General features: G+C 55.8%; 16 protein-coding genes. 3 read left to right on the top strand and 13 right to left on the bottom strand.

Annotated elements, in window-relative coordinates; genetic code table 11:
• Nucleotides 1-33: 33 nt before the first annotated feature.
• Nucleotides 34-972, bottom strand: a complete 939-nt coding sequence (mdh, locus tag L350_RS04645) for a malate dehydrogenase (protein WP_022649556.1) — start codon at nt 970-972, stop codon at nt 34-36.
• A gap of 397 nt (nt 973-1,369) precedes the next feature.
• On the opposite strand from mdh, the gene argR reads away from it, so the two are divergent.
• Nucleotides 1,370-1,840, top strand: coding sequence for a transcriptional regulator ArgR (gene argR / locus L350_RS04640; protein ID WP_003860428.1), 471 nt, complete (start codon nt 1,370-1,372; stop codon nt 1,838-1,840).
• 378 nt (nt 1,841-2,218) lie between these two features.
• Entirely contained in the window at nt 2,219-2,482 is a 264-nt protein-coding gene (yhcN, locus tag L350_RS04635) for a peroxide/acid stress response protein YhcN (protein WP_006812160.1), read from the top strand.
• A 59-nt stretch (nt 2,483-2,541) separates the two neighbouring features.
• Here yhcN and L350_RS04630 read toward each other — a convergent pair whose 3' ends face one another.
• The 5 genes from L350_RS04630 to aaeX form a co-directional block, all read right to left on the bottom strand.
• Nucleotides 2,542-2,814: a barstar family protein gene (locus L350_RS04630; protein WP_022649557.1), complete on the bottom strand. Its 273-nt coding sequence runs from the start codon at nt 2,812-2,814 to the stop codon at nt 2,542-2,544.
• A 45-nt stretch (nt 2,815-2,859) separates the two neighbouring features.
• On the bottom strand, nt 2,860-4,314 hold the full coding sequence (locus L350_RS04625) for an NAD-dependent succinate-semialdehyde dehydrogenase (RefSeq protein ID WP_032626450.1): 1,455 nt from the start codon (nt 4,312-4,314) through the stop codon (nt 2,860-2,862).
• Nucleotides 4,315-4,400: 86 nt separating this feature from the next.
• A complete protein-coding gene (gene aaeB / locus L350_RS04620; protein ID WP_023298739.1) occupies nt 4,401-6,368 on the bottom strand; it encodes a p-hydroxybenzoic acid efflux pump subunit AaeB in 1,968 nt (655 codons plus the stop codon).
• Between the two features lie 5 nt (nt 6,369-6,373).
• Nucleotides 6,374-7,306, bottom strand: coding sequence for a p-hydroxybenzoic acid efflux pump subunit AaeA (aaeA, locus tag L350_RS04615; protein WP_023298740.1), 933 nt, complete (start codon nt 7,304-7,306; stop codon nt 6,374-6,376).
• A 7-nt stretch (nt 7,307-7,313) separates the two neighbouring features.
• Complete coding sequence (aaeX, locus tag L350_RS04610) at nt 7,314-7,517, bottom strand: p-hydroxybenzoic acid efflux pump operon protein AaeX (protein WP_003860416.1); 204 nt, start codon at nt 7,515-7,517, stop codon at nt 7,314-7,316.
• A gap of 178 nt (nt 7,518-7,695) precedes the next feature.
• Here aaeX and aaeR point away from each other — a divergent pair, with 178 nt between their 5' ends.
• Nucleotides 7,696-8,622, top strand: coding sequence for an HTH-type transcriptional activator AaeR (gene aaeR / locus L350_RS04605; protein ID WP_022649561.1), 927 nt, complete (start codon nt 7,696-7,698; stop codon nt 8,620-8,622).
• A 113-nt stretch (nt 8,623-8,735) separates the two neighbouring features.
• On the opposite strand, the gene tldD is transcribed toward aaeR, so the two are convergent.
• From tldD to mreB, 7 genes are all read right to left on the bottom strand, one after another.
• Nucleotides 8,736-10,181 (bottom strand): metalloprotease TldD, encoded by a 1,446-nt coding sequence (gene tldD / locus L350_RS04600; RefSeq protein WP_022649562.1) that lies wholly within the window; start codon nt 10,179-10,181, stop codon nt 8,736-8,738.
• 83 nt (nt 10,182-10,264) lie between these two features.
• Nucleotides 10,265-14,071, bottom strand: coding sequence for an AsmA2 domain-containing protein YhdP (gene yhdP, locus L350_RS04595; RefSeq protein ID WP_032626453.1), 3,807 nt, complete (start codon nt 14,069-14,071; stop codon nt 10,265-10,267).
• Between the two features lie 42 nt (nt 14,072-14,113).
• Nucleotides 14,114-15,583 (bottom strand): ribonuclease G, encoded by a 1,470-nt coding sequence (rng, locus tag L350_RS04590; protein WP_003860405.1) that lies wholly within the window; start codon nt 15,581-15,583, stop codon nt 14,114-14,116.
• A complete protein-coding gene (locus tag L350_RS04585; protein ID WP_023307082.1) occupies nt 15,573-16,166 on the bottom strand; it encodes a Maf family protein in 594 nt (197 codons plus the stop codon). The genes rng and L350_RS04585 overlap by 11 nt, the downstream gene beginning before the upstream one ends.
• Nucleotides 16,167-16,175: 9 nt before the next feature.
• The gene (mreD, locus tag L350_RS04580; protein WP_003860402.1) at nt 16,176-16,664 is read right to left on the bottom strand and encodes a rod shape-determining protein MreD; all 489 of its coding nucleotides are present in this window, start codon (nt 16,662-16,664) and stop codon (nt 16,176-16,178) included.
• A complete protein-coding gene (gene mreC / locus L350_RS04575) occupies nt 16,664-17,680 on the bottom strand; it encodes a rod shape-determining protein MreC (RefSeq protein WP_003860400.1) in 1,017 nt (338 codons plus the stop codon). The genes mreD and mreC overlap by 1 nt, the downstream gene beginning before the upstream one ends.
• 62 nt (nt 17,681-17,742) lie before the next feature.
• Nucleotides 17,743-18,786, bottom strand: a complete 1,044-nt coding sequence (gene mreB, locus L350_RS04570; protein ID WP_000913396.1) for a rod shape-determining protein MreB — start codon at nt 18,784-18,786, stop codon at nt 17,743-17,745.
• Nucleotides 18,787-18,959: the final 173 nt, after the last annotated feature.

Here is an 18,959-nt window from a genome sequence, read left to right on the forward strand (position 1 = left end):
GCTTAGCGCTCCGTTTTTTTTACCGGGACAAGATCACTTGTTAACGAACTCTTCGCCCAGCGTGATGTCTTTCTTCAGCGTATCCAGCATGCCTTCCATCGCGTTTTGCTCAAACGCGCTCAGCGTGCCGATAGACTTACGCTCTTCAACGCCGTTTTTACCCAGCAGCAGCGGCTGAGAGAAGAAGCGCGCGTGTTCACCGTCGCCTTCTACGTAAGCGCATTCAACCACGTTTTTCTCGCCCTGCAGCGCGCGAACCAGAGACAGGCCGAAACGCGCCGCCGCCTGGCCCATAGACAGGGTTGCAGAACCGCCACCCGCCTTCGCTTCCACCACTTCGGTGCCTGCATTCTGAATACGTTTGGTCAGGTCAGCCACTTCCTGCTCGGTGAAGCTCACGCCCGGGATCTGCGACAGCAGAGGCAGGATGGTCACGCCAGAGTGTCCGCCGATAACCGGCACTTCCACTTCCGTTGGCTGCTTGCCTTTCAGCTCAGCCACGAAGGTATTGGAACGGATGATATCCAGCGTAGTTACGCCGAACAGTTTGTTCTTGTCGTAAACGCCCGCTTTCTTCAGCACTTCTGCTGCGATGGCAACGGTGGTGTTCACCGGGTTGGTGATGATACCGATGCACGCTTTCGGGCAGGTTTCAGCGATCTGCTGAACCAGGTTTTTCACGATGCCCGCGTTGACGTTGAACAGGTCTGAACGATCCATACCCGGTTTACGTGCAACACCCGCGGAGATCAGCACCACATCGGCATTCTGCAACGCAGGACGCGCATCTTCACCGGAGAAGCCTTTGATTTTCACAGCTGTCGGGATGTGGCTCAGGTCAACCGCCACACCTGGGGTTACCGGAGCAATATCGTACAGGGAGAGTTCTGAGCCTGAAGGCAGTTGGGTTTTCAGTAGTAGGGCAAGCGCCTGGCCGATACCACCAGCAGCGCCGAGGACTGCGACTTTCATCCTAAACTCCTTATTATGGTTAACTTAAGTATCTGTAACTCCGTTGCGGCGACCATAATTCAGCACGTCATTAATTACAATTTTCATCGCTAAAGAATTTGAGGTCGCACGTCTTTGACCTTCACCCGAATGCTATCAGGCTGTGGGCAACAACGAATTAAGAGGGGGTTACAATACACCCTGCCACGCCACCAAAACAACATCATTTTGATAACATTTAATTTACTTTTAAGCTTATTTGCGCGGCGTGACCCAGGCATGTTTTCTGATAACGAAATCTGATAAAATCTCTCCCTTTCATAACATTATTTCAGCCTGGTGCCAGGTAGATAATTTGCATAAAAATTCATCCACATGCATAATAATGTTGTTTCTATCGTCATATTCCGGGTGACTTATGCGAAGCTCGTCTAAGCAAGAAGAATTAGTTAAAGCGTTTAAAGCGCTACTCAAAGAAGAGAAATTCAGTTCTCAGGGAGAAATTGTTCAGGCGTTGCAGGAGCAAGGCTTCGACAACATCAACCAGTCGAAGGTCTCCCGCATGTTAACCAAGTTTGGTGCAGTGCGTACGCGCAACGCCAAAATGGAGATGGTTTATTGCCTGCCTGCTGAACTTGGCGTGCCAACGACCTCCAGCCCGCTGAAAAACCTGGTTCTGGACATCGACTATAACGATGCCGTGGTCGTGATCCACACCAGCCCGGGTGCAGCCCAGCTGATTGCCCGCCTGCTGGACTCGCTGGGTAAAGCAGAGGGGATCCTCGGGACCATCGCCGGTGATGACACCATTTTTACGACCCCGGCAAATGGTTTCTCGGTGAAAGACCTCTACGAAGCGATTCTGGTCCTGTTCGAACAGGAGCTGTAATCTTCTGCCCCGTAGCGCCTGGCTGCGGGGATCATTCTGCGGCCGCCTCGTTTTACCCTGTTTTTCTCTGCCTGCTGCTTTTGCAAATAGTGCTTTTTACCGCCTGTTAACATTCATTCAGTGAATGATCTGCCTTAAAATCGCACTAAAAATCAAAGCCACCTATCCAATTGATTTAAATAAGAAAAAATCATAACACCTGCAGAGTAACGCCCTTTTTTATTCATTCCCGTTATAAAAAATGATGTTTTTAACACGTAATAACAGGCGAAACCATTAGTCTGGTATTAATTTTTTGCGTGATTAGTGTATACTTGATTTTGTGATGAGGGTCACAGAACAAAGACCCCAGTAAAATAATTGACGAGGTAAATAATCATGAAAATTAAAACCACTGTAGCTGCCCTGAGCGTACTGTCAGTCCTGTCATTCGGTGCGTTTGCAGCCGACACTATTAACGCCGAACAGGCACAATCCCGTCAGGCTATCGGGACCGTTTCTGTTGGTGCCATCGGTACTTCTCCGATGGACATGCACGAAATGCTGAACAAAAAAGCGGAAGAACAGGGTGCGTCATCTTATCGCATCATCGAAGCGCGCAGTGGCGACCACTGGCACGCTACCGCAGAACTGTACAAATAAACCCTCGTCGTATCTCATCATACGACTTGCCCCTGACCTCCCGGTCAGGGGCTTTTTTATCACTGGCGCACGTTGAAACGCAGTTGCCCTTCCAGCTCCTCCTCCGCTTCATCAAACAATAAAATCAATGCGCCAAAGCGTCTGCGCAGTTTTTCAGGCAGATGGGTAAATTCGATCTCCAGCGGTAACGGCAGCCTGTCGCCGGTAACCACATCCCACAGCATATCAAGATTGTTTACGCTGCCCCGCTCCAGGTCGAACGCCCGGATAAACTCGCGGTAGAAGTCTTCCTGACTATCAATTTCGTCAAAATCAAAGGTATAAATTTTCATTGCCAGCCACCCGGTACAGGCGGGCGGCAGATGCCGCCCTGTCTATTATAAGCCCCCGATATGCAGGGTTTTAACTTCCAGAAACTCCTCCAGCCCCAGCACGGACCCCTCGCGTCCCAGCCCGGACTCTTTTACGCCCCCAAACGGACCCAGCTCGGTCGAGACCGCACATTCATTAATTCCGATCATGCCGCTCTCAATGGCCTGTGAGACGCGGAACACGCGCGAGAGATTCTGGGTATAAAAGTAGGCCGCCAGCCCGTAAGGCGTATTGTTAGCGCGCATAACCACTTCGTCTTCCGACGTGAAGCGGAAGCAGGCGGCAACGGGACCAAAGGTCTCTTCTTCTGCCAGCTTCATGCCTTCATGGCAGTCACCGAGTACGGATGGCATCCAGAAGTTGCCGCCAAGTTCGTGCGGTTTACCCCCAGCCAGCACCGTGGCCCCCTTCGCTACCGCATCTTCGACGTGCTCACGGACTTTCTCGACAGCCGAAGGCTCAATCAGCGGGCCGACAACGACGCCCTCGTCCAGACCGTTACCCACCTTCAGCGCCTTCACCGCATCGGCAAGCTGATTGACAAACTTGTCATAGACCGTCTCCTGAATATAGAAACGGTTTACGCTGACGCAGACCTGCCCGGCGTTACGGAATTTATTGGCGATGGCGCCTTTGACGGCGGCCTCAATATCCGCGTCCTCGAAAACGATATACGGCGCATTGCCGCCCAGCTCCATCGATACCTTTTTCATGGTCTCAGCGGAATTGCGAACCAGCGTTTTCCCGACGGCGGTTGACCCCGTAAACGAGATTTTGCGCACGTCATGGCTGGCCATAATGGCGTCGCTAATTTCTGAGGTGCTCCCCGCGACCGCATTCAGCACACCATCCGGCACACCGGCCTGCTTCGCCAGCGTCAGCAGCGCAAAGGCGCTCAGCGGCGTGTTGTTTGCAGGCTTGATGACGCCGGTACATCCTGCTGCCAGCGCCGGGCCGAGCTTACGGGTGAGCATAGCCATCGGGAAATTCCATGGCGTGATAGCAGCAACCACCCCAACAGGTTCACGAGTGGCCAGAATACGGGAGCCGGGTTTAACCGGAGGAATGATTTCACCGTTAGCGCGCTTGGCCTGCTCCGCAAACCACTGAATAAAGCTGGCAGCGTAGTCCACCTCGCCCTCAGCCTCTTTCAGCGGCTTGCCCTGCTCGGTGGTCATCAGCCGCCCGAGCCAGCTTTTGTTCTCGATAATCAGTTCATACCAGCGATAGAGGATCGTGGAACGCTCTTTTGCCGTTTTTGCGCGCCATGCGGGAAAGGCTTTCGTCGCGGCCGCAATGGCCTCTTCGGTTTCGGCTTTCCCTGCTTTCGCCACTTTCGCAACCACCTCGCCCGTGGCCGGGTTTAGCACATCAAACGTGGTGTCGAGTGTTTTCCAGATACCGTTAACCAGATACCCGGTCTGAAAAAGAATACTGTCCTGAAGAGCCTGGGTTGTCATGTGTCCTCCCTTCCTGAATGTTTGAACCTGCAAGAATAAGTATAGCCACAAAAAAACCGACGCTTTTGGCGTCGGTTTTCTCTTCGTTAGCTGTCTGTCAGCGCATTCTGGTAGCGGTGCAGCATAAACACCAGCCGCTCTACCGGCTCGGTAACCTGCGGCGGGGCTTCCCAGACTCGCAGTTTCTCCTGGTAGATATCCAGCTCCTCCAGCAGTTGCTTAAAGTAGCGGCGACGTTTGTCATCACTGGATGCCGATATCACATGGTCCGCCGTTCGCCGTAGCTGGCGGTGGAAAGCGGACAAATCGTCGTTGATCGGCACTGGCGCGTTCCGCAGACGCTGGTGCGCGATAATCATGGTTAACGCCAGACGGAAGCGAGCGACATCGCCCGGGAATTTATTCAACAGCAGGAACAGTTGCTGGTAAAGGGCCGGAAGGTGGTTCTGCTTGCGCCGCGCGGTGTTGGTGGTCAAGGACGATACGGCGGCCGACACAAACTGATTGAGCAGCACGCGCCCTGTCCGCGCCTGAGAGTTATCCCGCACCAGCAGGATCACCATCATCGCCAGGAAACAGCCCACCAGCTGGCCTAATGCGCTATCCAGGAACTGGCTGAAATGGAAGGTCATCGGGTTATCCAGCACGAGGATGTTAATCGTACTCGCCAGCGCACCTAACGATCCCAGACGGCGTTTTTGTACCTCAATCCCGATAAAGAACGCCATCACCGCCAGGCTGATACAGAGCAAAAGCATGCTTTGCTGCGTCGAGGGGATGATTACCAGGAAGTAGAGCGCGCCAATGGGTAACGCCGCAATGGTGCCGTACAGAAAATCAATAGCGACCATGCGCGGGTTGGGCAGACGCATCGCCAGCGCGGTAACGACGGCAATCATCACCATCGCGCCGCTGCCGGACGTCCAGCCGGTCCACAGCCAGAACAGCGTGCCGAGTATACAGGCCAGGGTGGTACGCCAGAAGTTAACCATCGCATGATGACGCTCGGCGGATTCCGGTTTGATCACCACTTCACCCTGTAACACCTCTTCTTCCGCCGCACTGATTTTGGTGTTGCTAATCACGCCGCGTTTCAGAAGCAGGTAGCGCGTTGCGGCGCCAACCCAGGTATAAATGGTGACTGGCGTATCCCGTTCGCCCGTCCAGGCAATCACACGACGCATGCGTTTAAGCTGTCGATGCACGTCCTGCACTGTCTCCACAGGCTCATCAAACAGTTCGCGGAAGGTATCCGTTACCACTTCGGGGCGAGTGTTCTGAATCAGGTAGGTTTCACACGCCTGGGTGATCAGCGTTAACGAGACGGTATTGATCGCTTTTAGACGACGATTGGCACGCTCCCAGCGGGAAGACTCCATATTGAGATTACTGCGCATCCCTTCCAGCGCCTGCGTGCGGCGCACCAGCGCGCTCCAGGCCTTGTCGACCTCTTCGCTGTCGCCGTGTTTAATGCACAGCTGCATAAGCTGGTACTGGGCAACAATCAGCGCGTCCAGCTCACGATCGACTTCCTGCTTGATGGATCGCGGAGAGAAAAGCAGATCGGCGACAATCGCGCAGACGATACCAATGACAATCTCGCTGCAACGTTCCACGGCGAACTGCGGAGCAAGCAGCGGTTCACTCTGAATGGTGATGATAATAATCAGCGCGGTATATCCCGCCAGGCCCCAGGCGTACGAGTTCTCCACCTTCACCAGCGAAGAGACCCAGGTGCAAAAACCCGCCCAGATACAGCATACAATCAGCATCAGCAGCGGCGTGCGGATCATCAGGATGATAATGGTCAGGGCGGCGATACAGCCGATAAAGGTACCGATAATACGCAGCATCCCGCGATAGCGAATTGCCCCGGAGTAAGGTTCGCCACCCGCCGCGAAGGCAGGACCGGCGGCGACGATCGCGGCGGTCAGAACAGCCCAGCGCGGCGTTTCAAGCTGGAAATGGAAGCCAACAAACAGCGCCAGCACAATGGCGCATGCCAGCTTCACGGCGAAGCGGATGTGCTGGCTGGCGATGGAAAAAATGCCCATAGCGATCAACCAAACTCGCGCAGGCGATGGGCGATTTGACGGAAGATAGAGTCCTGGCTGGCATCACGGTCTTTTTCACCGGTGATCACTACCGTCGCCGTGGTGCCTGCGGGCCAGAGGTTGCTCTGCTGCTCATCCAGACGAATGCGTACCGGTACGCGCTGCGCCAGACGAACCCACTCGAGGTTAGAATCGACGGTCGCCATCCCTTTTGAATCATTGGTACTGCTGGCGTTGGTCACCCCCGCGGCCACGCTGTCCACGGTTCCTTTCAGGACCCGGTTGCTGCCGAGCGGCGTGATTTCGGCGCGATAGCCCGGACGCACGCCTTCCAGCTTGGTCTCTTCCATATAGGCGAGGACGTAGAAAGAGTTCTGTTTCACCAGCGCCACGGCCGTAGAGCCGCGCGTGATAAACTCACCCGCATAGACGTTGAGGTTGGTTACCCAGCCATCGGACGGGGCGCGGATAACGGTACGTTCCAGATCGAGCTTCGCCAGATCGCGCGTCGCCTGCGCTTTTGCCAGCTGATGCAGCACGGTTTGCAGCACGTTATTGGACTGATCAATCTCTTCCCGGGACATGGCCTGGATGCCCAGCTTGTTACGACGTCCTGCTTCACGGCGTTTTTCAGCGGCCAGCGCGTTGTAATATGCTACGTCGGCTTCCGCTTCTTCCAGCGCTTTTTGATAGCGCGGCTGGTCGATAGTGAACAGTACCTGATCTTTTTTCACCAGCTGGTTATCGTGGACATTGACCGCCGTAATGAGACCGGCGACATCGGGCGCTATCGCGACCACCTCCGCGCTGAAACGCGCATCGCGCGTCCACGGGGATTCGGTGTAATAAACCCAGGCGCGAAAAATAGCGATGAACGCCAGGATGACCAGCGCCATAGTGATGGCAGTGCGGGAGATTTTTCTTGTTAGCGTTTTCACATCAACCTCAGACAAACATGCGCGATATTAAATAGAACAGGCAGCAATACAGCGCGGTATTAAACAATGCAGGATGCCAGACGAAATCATAAATCCCGGTAGGGACCAGCACCTTGCGCACCAGCCAGAAGATCGCCAGTGATAAAAGAAGCTCGAAAAATATCGGTGGGAACGACAGACCGAACACCACGATAACGGGAAACAGACTCATGTTGACCTTGATTAAAGAGATGCAGGTTACTGGATTATTAAGCTCACGCCGCCGCAGGAGAGCATGAATTGCCGGGCGAGAGTGGCGCAGCCGTTATGTAATTAATAATATATTAACGTAACTGTTATGCTGTTATCTATCATATGTGATCTAAATCACTTTTAAGCCAGAGTGAATAATGGAACGTCTAAAACGCATGTCCGTCTTTGCGAAAGTGGTTGAGCAAGGCTCTTTTACCGCCGCAGCACGTCAGCTACAAATGAGCGTCTCATCCATTAGCCAGACAGTGTCAAAACTGGAAGATGAGCTCCAGGTGAAGCTGCTCAACCGCAGCACCCGCAGCATTGGGCTGACGGAAGCGGGTAAAATTTACTATCAGGGCTGCCGTCGAATGCTGCATGAAGTGCAGGATGTTCACGAGCAGCTCTACGCCTTTAACAACACGCCTATCGGCACGCTGCGTATCGGGTGTTCTTCAACTATGGCACAAAATGTTCTCGCTGCCATGACGGCGGAAATGCTGAAAGAGTATCCCGGTTTAACCGTTAATCTGGTAACGGGTATTCCGGCACCGGATCTGATTGCCGATGGGTTAGACGTGGTGATCCGCGTTGGCGCATTGCAGGACTCGAGCCTGTTCTCGCGTCGACTGGGCAGCATGCCGATGGTGGTCTGCGCTTCGAAAAGCTATCTGGCACAGTATGGCGTACCGGAAAAACCTGCCGACCTGAGCAACCACTCGTGGCTGGAATACAGCGTTCGCCCAGATAACGAATTTGAACTGATCGCGCCAGAAGGGCTTTCCACCAAACTGCTGCCTGAAGGCCGCTTCGTGACCAACGATCCGATGACCATCTCACGCTGGCTGGTGGCCGGGGCCGGGATCGCCTACGTGCCGCTGATGTGGGTGATCAACGAGATCAACAGCGGCGAACTGGAGATCCTCTTCCCGCGCTACCAGTCGGATCCGCGCCCGGTGTACGCGCTCTATACCGAAAAGGACAAGCTGCCGCTGAAGGTGCAGGTCTGTATTAACTATCTGACGGACTATTTTGTGGAAGTGGCAGAGCTGTTTCAGGGGATGCGGGGAAGAAGGAAAGAGTAGGCCTCCCCCCTCACCCCGGCCCTCTCCCCAAAGGGGCGAGAGAGAAAAGACGGCACGGAGCAGTCCCCTCTCCCCGTTGGGGAGAGGGTTAGGGTGAGGGGAAAATGAAAAAATTACGCCGTGCCGCCCACCGTCAGGTTATCGACCTTCAGGGTTGGCTGGCCCACGCCTACCGGCAGGCTCTGACCCTCTTTGCCGCAAACGCCCACGCCGTTATCCAGCTTCAGATCGTTACCGACCATGGAGATCTGCTGCATTGCTTCAATCCCGGATCCGATCAGCGTCGCCCCTTTTACCGCTTTGGTCACTTTGCCCTTCTCAATCAGATACGCCTCTGAGGTAGAGAAGACAAATTTACCGGAGGTGATATCCACCTGGCCGCCGCCAAAGTTCGGCGCGAAGATCCCGTAATCAACGGATTCGATAATCTCCTGCGGCGTGGATTTACCCGGCAGCATGTAGGTGTTGGTCATGCGCGGCATCGGCAGGTGTGCGTAGGATTCGCGACGACCGTTACCCGTTGGCGCAACGCCCATCAGACGCGCGTTAAGCTTGTCCTGCATGTAACCTTTCAGTACGCCATTTTCGATCAGCACGTTGTACTGGCCCGGCGTGCCTTCATCGTCGATAGAAATCGAGCCGCGACGGTCGAGCATGGTGCCATCATCCACCACGGTACACAGTTCGGAGGAGACTAGCTGCCCCATCTGACCGCTGAATACGGACGTCCCGCGACGGTTGAAATCCCCCTCCAGGCCGTGACCGACCGCTTCGTGCAGCAACACGCCAGGCCAGCCTGCGCCCAGAACCACCGGCAGCGTACCGGCAGGTGCCGCCACGGCAGACAGGTTGACCAGCGCCATGCGCACGGCTTCTTTTGCCCACGCATCCGCGCGCGCTTCGCCGTCAACGTCGCCGAGGAACCAGTCGTAGCCAAAACGACCGCCGCCACCGCTTGAGCCGCGCTCGCGCTTGCCGTCGTCTTCCACCTGCACGCTGATAGAGAGGCGCACAAGAGGACGCACGTCGGCGGCCAGCGTACCGTCCGTCGCCGCCACCAGGATCAGTTCATAGACCCCGCTCAGACTGGCAGAGACTTCCTGCACGCGTTTATCCGCCGCGCGAGCCACTTTGTCCACGCGACGCAGGATGTCCAGCTTCTCTTCGCGGCTCATGCTTTGCAGTGGGTCGATGCTGGTATAAAGCGCAGCGTGCTGCACTTCACCCAGGGTTTTCACGCGACCGTCGCCGGTATCACGCACAATGGTTCGCGCCGCCTGCGCGCTCTGCTCCAGCGCGGCCAGGCTTATCTGGTCTGCATAAGCAAAACCGGTTTTTTCGCCGCTGACGGCGCGCACGCCGACGCCCTGGTCAATGTTATAAGAACCATCTTTAATGATGCTGTCTTCTAAAACCCAGGATTCGTGATAGCTCGACTGGAAATAGAGATCGCCGTAGTCGAGGCGGCGTTCGGTCAGTTGACCAAGAATGGAGAACAGGTCCTGATGGCTCAGGCCGTTCGCTGCGAGCAAATGTTCACTTACCAGGTTCAGACTCATCGTATTGCTACTCGTTCGTTGCCGCCAGTGGCGGTATAAAATCAATATTATTGAGAGTGAGGCAATTACCTGCCCACGTCAAATCATTGCTGTGCTTCTTTGCGCGGCTGGCGCAGCACTTCATTAATCTGCGGTTTATCGATTGGGCCCGTAATGCGGTAACGCAGAATCGAGACTTTGCTCCAGAGCGGCCCCAGCACTTTGCTGGCGGCAAATACCGCCGCGCCGATTATCGGATTGACCACAAAAGCGGTAGCGACACCCACTGTAGCGGAGATTTCCGGGGCAACAACCGCTTCCATATCCAGCTCCCGGCGCACGAGGTTCACTGATCCTTTCATGGCGATGTCCGCTTCCAGGCCGTCCAGCAGCGTATCATCGGTATGCATCACGCCGTCCTTGATCCAGGCCGTTCCGCGAATGGAGTCATAATAGAAACCGTCGTTGAAGGTATCGCTGAAATCGAAGCGCAGCTTGCGCAGCAGCGCGTCAAAGCTCAGCAGGCGCAGTATTTGCCCTGCATGACCGGTGCTAACATCGGCAATTTGTCCCTTACCAAAACGGGTTCTGAGGATACCGTTCAGCGAGGCAACGTCCGGCTGCCACGGTGCCGCGCGCCAGTGCAGATCGTAATTCACATCGAAGGACGATCCGCGAAGCGGCGTGCTGATCCCAAAGAAGTTAGCCGCGGAGTCCAGCTTGTTGCCTTTAATATCGCCCTTCAGCGAGGTGCGCTGTTCACCCGGTTTGTTCACCCACTCGCCAGCGGCGGTCATGCGGCCAAAGCCGGTATCCACCAGCCCACCAGAGAGGCTCAGCGTATTGCCCTGAATAGCAAAATCACCGTCGATACGGCCATATTTCTGTCCCCACAGCCAGCACTCCGCACAGCGCAGCTGGAGATCGGGCCAGTTGCTGAAATCCACGCGCGACGTTCCACTGCTGCTGAAAGGAGACGTACTTGTCGACTGTGTTTTAGACGCCGTAAAGGTCGGGTTGTAATAGAGATAACGGATAGCCGCCTGCCATGGCGCGTTATCGCGCATCGTCAACGAACCGTTAATTTCACGCCCCTGCGCCTCGACCTTTGAGCCGTTCACCGTCGGCCGGGAGACAATACTCAGGTTGTTCCACTGCTGCCCACCCAGCGTCAGCGCAGGCGTGCGCAAGGTAATGGACTGCGGGAACTGCGCCGTTTGGTCGACGTTTTGCCCGACACCTTTCTGAAACAGTGCCAGCCACTCTGCGCCATCCATCGGCGGGAGATTCAGTTCAATGCCCGCCTGCTCCGGCAGCGGCGGCGTGGTACGGCTGTCCGTCGTCCAGATCGCCCTGTCCAGCGTCAGCTTGCGGTTAAGCAGCCAGCGGCTGTTGAAGTGGTTTGTTCCGCCAGCGTTTCCGGTTAAATCAAAGCTGTTGAGGTTGCCCGCAACCTTTACGTTGACGGGCAGTGCTTCACCGCTTTTCTTGTTCAGCGGTGCGGGAAGCTGGCTACTGAGGTTTTTTAGATCGCCCGTAATGTCGACGTTATAGCGCGCACCAGCATGATAAGGCAGGTCGATGGCGACCTTGCCATTCCATGACACCGCGCCGTCCACCGCATTCTCAATCGGCTTCGGCAGAACATCCATGCGTGACGGCTGCCAGTTCGCGTCCATATTGACCGCCACCTGGTAGGCTTTATCGCCCTCGGTGGTGGAGAAATCGATATTGACGGGTTGATTGAACCAGGTCGCTTTCAGCGGCTTACTTTTCAGATTGCCGTTAACAAAGCTGAACTGACCGCTAAGGTTTTTCAGCGTGCTGTCCAGCGGCTTGATATAGAGGCTGTTATTGTTCAGACGAACGTCGCCTTTGGCGGTGGTCATTTCACCGTCGAGCGGGATATCCAGATGTAAGCGAGCATTCACATCACCATCTAACTGCAACTGCTGGAGAGTGGCCGCCAGGGAGTCATCCAGCGGCGTATCTTCAAAATACGGGCCAACCGCTTTACCCGGCCCCTTAATATCCGCATCAATCAGCAGTTTCTCTTTGGAGTAATCCGGGATGTTTGCCGTCAGGTTGTTTGCCGTTACGCCGCCCAGCGCAACGCTGTCCGTCTTCATCCACAAGCCGTCATTCAGGAAGTTGAGTTCGATATTCAGATTCTTCAGCGCGGGCCAGTCCGGCTGGAAGGCATAGGTGGCGTTGCGTAGCGGCACCAGAACCTGGAACTGGCCTTCGTTATGCTTATACGGGAACAGGTGCGGATTGCCGCCGTAGACCAGCGTGGCGTTGTCCGCCTGACCGCCCTGAATGGCGCCGCTGAGATAGTCTACCAGCGCTTTCCCCATCAGGTTTTCCGGGAAGTAGCGCCACGCCTGCGAACCGTCATCTGTGCTGATGCCTGCCAGAATGCCCAGCCACGGCTCATCGCCTTCAGGCTGTAGATAACGGAAATTACCGCGGGCATGTACCGCTTTGGCTTTTACATCAATATCGCGACCATCGAGCTGAAAACCTTTGTCATTCTTCAGCCAGTTAAGGGTGGCGTTTCCCTTTTCGATCTCCAGTGGCGCACGGAAGACCGTTTCGTACGGCATTTTTGCTTCCTGCATTTCTGCCGTCAGCCTGCCGTTTTCCACGCTTCCTTCCAGTTTACCGCTGAAGTGCTCGGCACCCGGCAGCAGCTTCCACTGTTTCCATGCGAGATTTTTCCATGCCGCCTGAAAACGCGTTTTTTCCGTGGCCTGGAGCGGAATATCCAGCGCCAGCCGGTTTATCTGCCCGCTCGGCTGCGTCGCCAGCCAGATTTCGCCCAGCTCCGGGGAGAGTTTTGCGGCCATTGAACGCAGCCCTTCGATCGCCGTCAGATCCAGGTTACTGGCGCGGATACGCAGCTCATCGCTGCGTTTACCGTTTATCCCGCCGACGTCCTGCTCCGGCATCCACGCCAGCGTCAGTGCGCCGCGCGGCCAGGGTTTGTTATCCATGGAGATGCGCGTATCCGGAATAGCGAACTGCCAGCCGCCTTTATCCTGCGTCACGTGTGCGGTGAGGTTATCGACGGAAAGCTGATGCTGATGGTTTTCCCCCTTCCAGCTCGCGCCCCCCTGCTTAAGCCAGATATCGCCGCTGGCGAACGCCCCGTTCGTCAGGGTCATCCAGCCTTCCAGGCTGAAGCGCGCGGTTTCCAGCTGCATGTTCTGCTGTAGCCACTCACCCAGCCACGGCTTCACGTCCACATCGTCCGCCTGTAGCCACACCCTGCCGTTGTTCAGCAGGCCATTGTCGTCGCGCAGATCCATCCGCACCTGCATAACGCCGTGCTGCCCGTTCAGGCTGGAGAGATTCACCTGCCCCTCGGCGCGGTGGCGATCTTTCCCGTTTAGCCAGGTCAGCTGTGGGATCGCCAGCTCAGCGCGCTGTCCGGAAAGGGTTATAAAGCTCACTTCGCTGTCGCGGAGATCGAAATGATCGAACTGACGCAGGAAGAGATCGCTGATACGGCTGGTTTCCAGCCCACGATCGCTGTCGCCGCTTTGCAGCGGCGTGTTGGTCATCAGCTGAAGTTGCCAGAAGGTGAGATCGCGAAACTGCCAGCGCAGATGCAGCAGGCTTTGCCAGACATCCAGCGCCAGGGTGACGCGTTTGATTTTAAGATGGCCGCCATCTTTCAGGCTGGCGCTGATATCCCGCGCATCAAGCGTCGGGCCAAAGTTCTGCCAGCTTGCCTCGATATGGCTCACGTCCACCGGCAGACCGGTGGCAGATTCGATTTTTGCCAGGATCTGCGGCCGCCAGCTGTCCAGATGCGGCAAGGCGAGACGCAGCCCGCTCACGAGCAACGCGACAATCACGACCAGCGTTGCCCCTGTAAGCAGTAAAATCCCCGGCAATCGCCTCACGCGTCTCTCCTTGTCAGCCTTAAATCTCGCAGCGAACTGCGTTTACATCATGACGACGTCAAACTGCTCCTGGTTATAGAGCGGCTCAATTTGCACTTTTACCTGTTTGCCGACAAAGATTTCCACTTCCGCCAGCGCGTGCGACTCTTCCCCTTTCAGGGCCTCTGCCACCGCAGGGGAAGCATAGACCAGAAAACGGTCTGAGTCGTAGGCATGATGGACACGGACAATCTCACGCATGATCTCGTAGCAGACCGTCTCCACCGTCTTTACCGTTCCGCGTCCATGGCAGGTTGGACACTCATTACACAGGACATGTTCCACGCTTTCGCGGGTCCGTTTCCGGGTCATTTCCACCAGACCGAGCTGCGAGAAGCCATTGATGCTGGTTTTCACGCGATCTTTACTCAGCGCCTGCTCCAGGGAGTGCAGCACGCGACGGCGGTGATCTTCATTATTCATATCGATAAAGTCGATGATGATAATACCGCCCAGATTACGCAGGCGAAGCTGGCGTGCGATGGCCTGCGTCGCTTCAATATTGGTATTAAAGATGGTGTCATCGAGGTTGCGATGGCCGACAAACGCGCCGGTGTTGATGTCGACGGTGGTCATCGCTTCGGTCTGATCAATAATCAGATAGCCACCCGATTTCAGCTCAACCTTACGCTCCAGCGCACGCTGGATTTCGTTTTCAACGTCATAGAGATCAAATATCGGCTGGCGTCCGGTGTAATGCTCCAGCAGCCCCGGCATTTCCGGGATGTACTCGGCGGTGAACTCCAGTAAGGCTTCGTACGTCAGACGCGAGTCCACGCGGATTCGGTCGAGCTGCGCATCGGCGAAATCACGCAATACGCGCTGAGCGAGCGCCAGCTCACCGTACAGCCGGTAGCGGGTCTGGTTGCGTTTTTTACGCTCCATCACTTTGGTCCAGACGCGCTTCAGATAGGCCGCATCCGAGGCCAGGTCTTCTTCGCTGATCCCTTCCGCTGCGGTACGGATAATAAACCCGCCCTGCTCGTCGCAGTAGGCGCTGACCACCTTTTTCAGGCGTTCACGCTCGCTTTCGCTCTCAATACGCTGTGACACGCCGACGTGCGACGCCCCCGGCATAAAGACCAGATAACGTGAAGGAAGGGTGATGTCGGTGGTCAGACGCGCGCCTTTGGTGCCCAGCGGATCTTTTACCACCTGCACCATCAGATCCTGGCCCTGACGCACCAGCTCAGAGATGTCGCGCACGGCAAACTGTTTTTGCTCTTCGCCTGCCACGCATTCGGTATGCGGCATGATGTCGGAGGCGTGTAAAAACGCCGCTTTATCGAGCCCAATATCTACAAAAGCCGCCTGCATACCCGGCAGTACACGACTGACACGACCTTTGTAGATATTGCCTACGATTCCGCGCCGCGCTTCACGCTCAATATGAATTTCCTGAAGAATGCCACCATCAATGTAGGCCACACGGGTTTCCGATGGCGTTACGTTTACCAACAATTCAGCCGTCATAATTATCCCTTCCCTCACGCAGTGAGTTAAAATTGCTCAGCAACTCATACGTTTCCACCAGCGGTAAGCCGACTACGGCGTGATAGCTGCCATTTATCTTCCTGACAAAACAGCCACCCAACCCTTGAATACCGTATGCACCTGCTTTATCCATAGGTTCACCGCTGGCGACATAGCCGGCGATCTCCTCGTCGGTGAGGACTCTGAACGTCACTTCCGTTACCACAAGGCAATCCAGAACGTACTGGCTGTCTGCCAGCGCTACCGCCGTCATCACCTGATGGGTTTGTCCGGACATGTTACGCAGCATCCGCGCAGCATGGTCTGCGTCGCGGGGTTTCTCAAGCACCTCACCATTGAGAATGACGATGGTATCGGCCCCCAGCACCGGTAAGTCACGCGGCACGCATGCAACGCCCGCCTGCGCTTTTTCACGCGCCAGACGGGAGACATACTGCTGAGCGCTTTCGCCCTCAGCACGTTTTTCTTCGATACCGGTAACGATGCGTTCGAAGGATACACCCAACTGCGCGAGCAGTTCCTGGCGACGCGGAGAACCGGAGGCAAGATACAAAGACGTCATAGAAACCTTTTATTGCACGGCAAACTGCTGGCGAATTTTACGCATCAGCAGGAACAGCCACGGCCAGAGCACACCGTTTACTACACTACTCCAGAACACTTCCGGTCGGAAAGAGACGTTGATCACTAAAAACTCTGCCCAGAAAACAACGATATCCGCAGCGAGCGACAACAACATCACCACCAGCGCCTGTTGCCAGAGCGCAAGGTTACGAAAGAGCTGGAATTTGAGTGCAACGAGATACGCAATAATGCTCATGGATAAGGCGCGGACGCCAAGCGTAGAGCCACTGATAAGATCCAGTATGGCACCCATCACAAAACCTGTGCCGACATTTACGCGGTGCGGCAGGGCAAGGATCCAGTAGAGCAAAATGAGTAATACCCAGTTTGGCCGGAAAACAAGAATGTCGTCCGGCCAGGGCATAATTTGCAGCAACAATGCAACGAGGAATGAGAGCCAGATTACCCAGCGCCCCTGGCTACGATAACTGGCCACTACTGCCCTCCACCCGAGACTTGCGGCGGTGGCGGCGCATCCGGTAGCGGCTGCGTTAACCCCGTCGCCGGAGCCGGTACGGGCGCAGGTGGCCCCATTGCATCCGGCGCAGGCAGCACCTGCGGCATCATCTGCATCAGGCGCTCATTGGCCACGCGATGCACATCTTCCGGCGTCATCGGGTTAGCGCCGTTGCGATCGGCGCCCCATAGCAGCAGCAGGTAGCGTAAACGCTGCAAGCCAGCCGTTGGACGCGCCTGGATCACGGTGTAGGCACGTTGAGTGTCGAGCTTCACGGAAGAGACAACCGCAACCGGGTAGCCTTCAGGGAAACGACCGCCCAGACCAGACGTCACCAGCACGTCACCCACGCGGATATCCGTGTTGGCGGGCAGGTGTTCCAGTTGCAGATCGTCCGTACAACCATTACCGGCGGCAATTACGCGAATATCGTTACGCAGCACCTGAATCGGCAGTGCATGGGTGGCATCGCAAATCAGCAGCACACGGCTGGTCAGTTTGGCAACCGCCACGACCTGGCCCACAACGCCTTTATCGCTGATGACAGGCTGACCTTCGTATACGCCGTTCACGCTGCCTTTATCAATCACCACCTGATCGCTGTATGGATCGTTTACGGTGGAGATCACCTGGGTGACCATTTTCTGTTCATCCTGGCGCAGCGGCGAGCCAAGCAGTTCCCGCAGACGCGCGTTTTCCTGCTTATATTGCCCCAGCATCAGTAGCTCGCTGTTTTTCAGCAGCAGTTCCTGGCGTAATGCACGGTTTTCGAGTTCGAGCTGGTCACGCGATGAAAGCGTTTGCGACACGGAGTCGAGCAGTTCACGGGGACCATTTGAAATAAAGTAGAAAGGACTGACGGCGGTATCCATGTACGTTCGGATCTGGCTGAACGTACCGAGGCGGCTATCGGCAATAATGACCCCGAGCGCCACCAGAACCGCCAGGATCAGGCGAAACTGTAGCGACGGGCCACGGCTAAAAATTGGCTTCATAGGCTATGCGTATTCTCGCGTCAGAGAGAAAGGGTAGCCATTTGCTACCCTCTCACACCCGACTACTCTTCGCTAAACAAGTCGCCGCCGTGCATGTCGATCATTTCCAGCGCCTTGCCACCACCACGGGCGACGCAAGTCAGTGGATCTTCTGCAACTACGACAGGAATACCTGTCTCTTCCATTAACAGGCGGTCGAGGTTACGCAGCAGCGCACCACCACCGGTCAGAACCATACCGCGCTCGGAGATATCGGAGGCCAGCTCTGGCGGGCACTGTTCCAGCGCTACCATCACCGCGCTCACGATGCCGGTCAGCGGCTCCTGCAACGCTTCCAGGATTTCGTTGGAGTTCAGGGTGAATCCGCGTGGCACGCCTTCTGCCAGGTTACGACCGCGAACTTCGATCTCGCGAACTTCATCACCCGGATAGGCAGAACCGATTTCATGCTTGATGCGCTCTGCGGTCGCTTCACCGATCAGAGAGCCGTAGTTACGGCGAACGTAATTAATGATGGCTTCGTCGAAACGGTCGCCGCCGATACGCACGGAAGAGGAGTACACCACGCCGTTCAGGGAGATAACGGCCACTTCAGTGGTACCGCCACCGATATCCACCACCATAGAACCGGTTGCTTCAGAAACCGGCAGACCCGCACCAATTGCCGCAGCCATCGGTTCTTCAATCAGGAACACTTCACGCGCACCGGCACCCTGAGCGGATTCACGGATTGCACGGCGTTCAACCTGGGTTGCGCCAACCGGCACACACACCAGTACGCGCGGGCTTGGGCGCATGAAGCTGTTGCTGTGAACCTGCTTGATGAAGTGCTGAAGCATTTTTTCGGTCACGAAGAAGTCAGCAATAACGCCATCTTTCATTGGGCGGATCGCGGCAATGTTGCCCGGCGTACGGCCCAGCATCTGCTTCGCATCATGGCCTACTGCGGCCACGCTTTTTGGCGAGCCAGCACGATCCTGACGAATGGCCACAACGGAAGGCTCATTCAATACGATGCCTTGTCCTTTTACATAGATAAGGGTATTCGCGGTACCCAGGTCAATGGACAGGTCATTGGAAAACATGCCACGAAATTTTTTCAACATACTAAGGGATAATCCTGAAAGCTGGGGCGGAAAACAAAATCCGCTTACTTTACCAACCACACGCAGCAGCGACAAGGCGCAAAAATCGTCTGCTACGGTGAAAATTAGTGCAGCACGTTTCCTTTGTTACAAATTCATCCCCTGAATCCCTCAGGGCTGAGTAAACAGCAGCG

Source organism: Enterobacter sp. MGH 4 (assembly GCF_000534735.1).
Taxonomy (GTDB): Bacteria; Pseudomonadota; Gammaproteobacteria; order Enterobacterales; family Enterobacteriaceae; genus Enterobacter; species Enterobacter intestinihominis.

What these genes read in the sequence shown, in the direction of transcription:
- mdh (WP_022649556.1), bottom strand. Translation starts at nt 972, where the DNA reads ATGAAAGTCGCAGTCCTCGGCGCTGCTGGTGGTATCGGCCAGGCGCTT.
- argR (WP_003860428.1), top strand. Translation starts at nt 1,370, where the DNA reads ATGCGAAGCTCGTCTAAGCAAGAAGAATTAGTTAAAGCGTTTAAAGCG.
- yhcN (WP_006812160.1), top strand. Translation starts at nt 2,219, where the DNA reads ATGAAAATTAAAACCACTGTAGCTGCCCTGAGCGTACTGTCAGTCCTG.
- L350_RS04630 (WP_022649557.1), bottom strand. Translation starts at nt 2,814, where the DNA reads ATGAAAATTTATACCTTTGATTTTGACGAAATTGATAGTCAGGAAGAC.
- L350_RS04625 (WP_032626450.1), bottom strand. Translation starts at nt 4,314, where the DNA reads ATGACAACCCAGGCTCTTCAGGACAGTATTCTTTTTCAGACCGGGTAT.
- aaeB (WP_023298739.1), bottom strand. Translation starts at nt 6,368, where the DNA reads ATGGGCATTTTTTCCATCGCCAGCCAGCACATCCGCTTCGCCGTGAAG.
- aaeX (WP_003860416.1), bottom strand. Translation starts at nt 7,517, where the DNA reads ATGAGTCTGTTTCCCGTTATCGTGGTGTTCGGTCTGTCGTTCCCACCG.
- aaeR (WP_022649561.1), top strand. Translation starts at nt 7,696, where the DNA reads ATGGAACGTCTAAAACGCATGTCCGTCTTTGCGAAAGTGGTTGAGCAA.
- tldD (WP_022649562.1), bottom strand. Translation starts at nt 10,181, where the DNA reads ATGAGTCTGAACCTGGTAAGTGAACATTTGCTCGCAGCGAACGGCCTG.
- rng (WP_003860405.1), bottom strand. Translation starts at nt 15,583, where the DNA reads ATGACGGCTGAATTGTTGGTAAACGTAACGCCATCGGAAACCCGTGTG.
- L350_RS04585 (WP_023307082.1), bottom strand. Translation starts at nt 16,166, where the DNA reads ATGACGTCTTTGTATCTTGCCTCCGGTTCTCCGCGTCGCCAGGAACTG.
- mreC (WP_003860400.1), bottom strand. Translation starts at nt 17,680, where the DNA reads ATGAAGCCAATTTTTAGCCGTGGCCCGTCGCTACAGTTTCGCCTGATC.
- mreB (WP_000913396.1), bottom strand. Translation starts at nt 18,786, where the DNA reads ATGTTGAAAAAATTTCGTGGCATGTTTTCCAATGACCTGTCCATTGAC.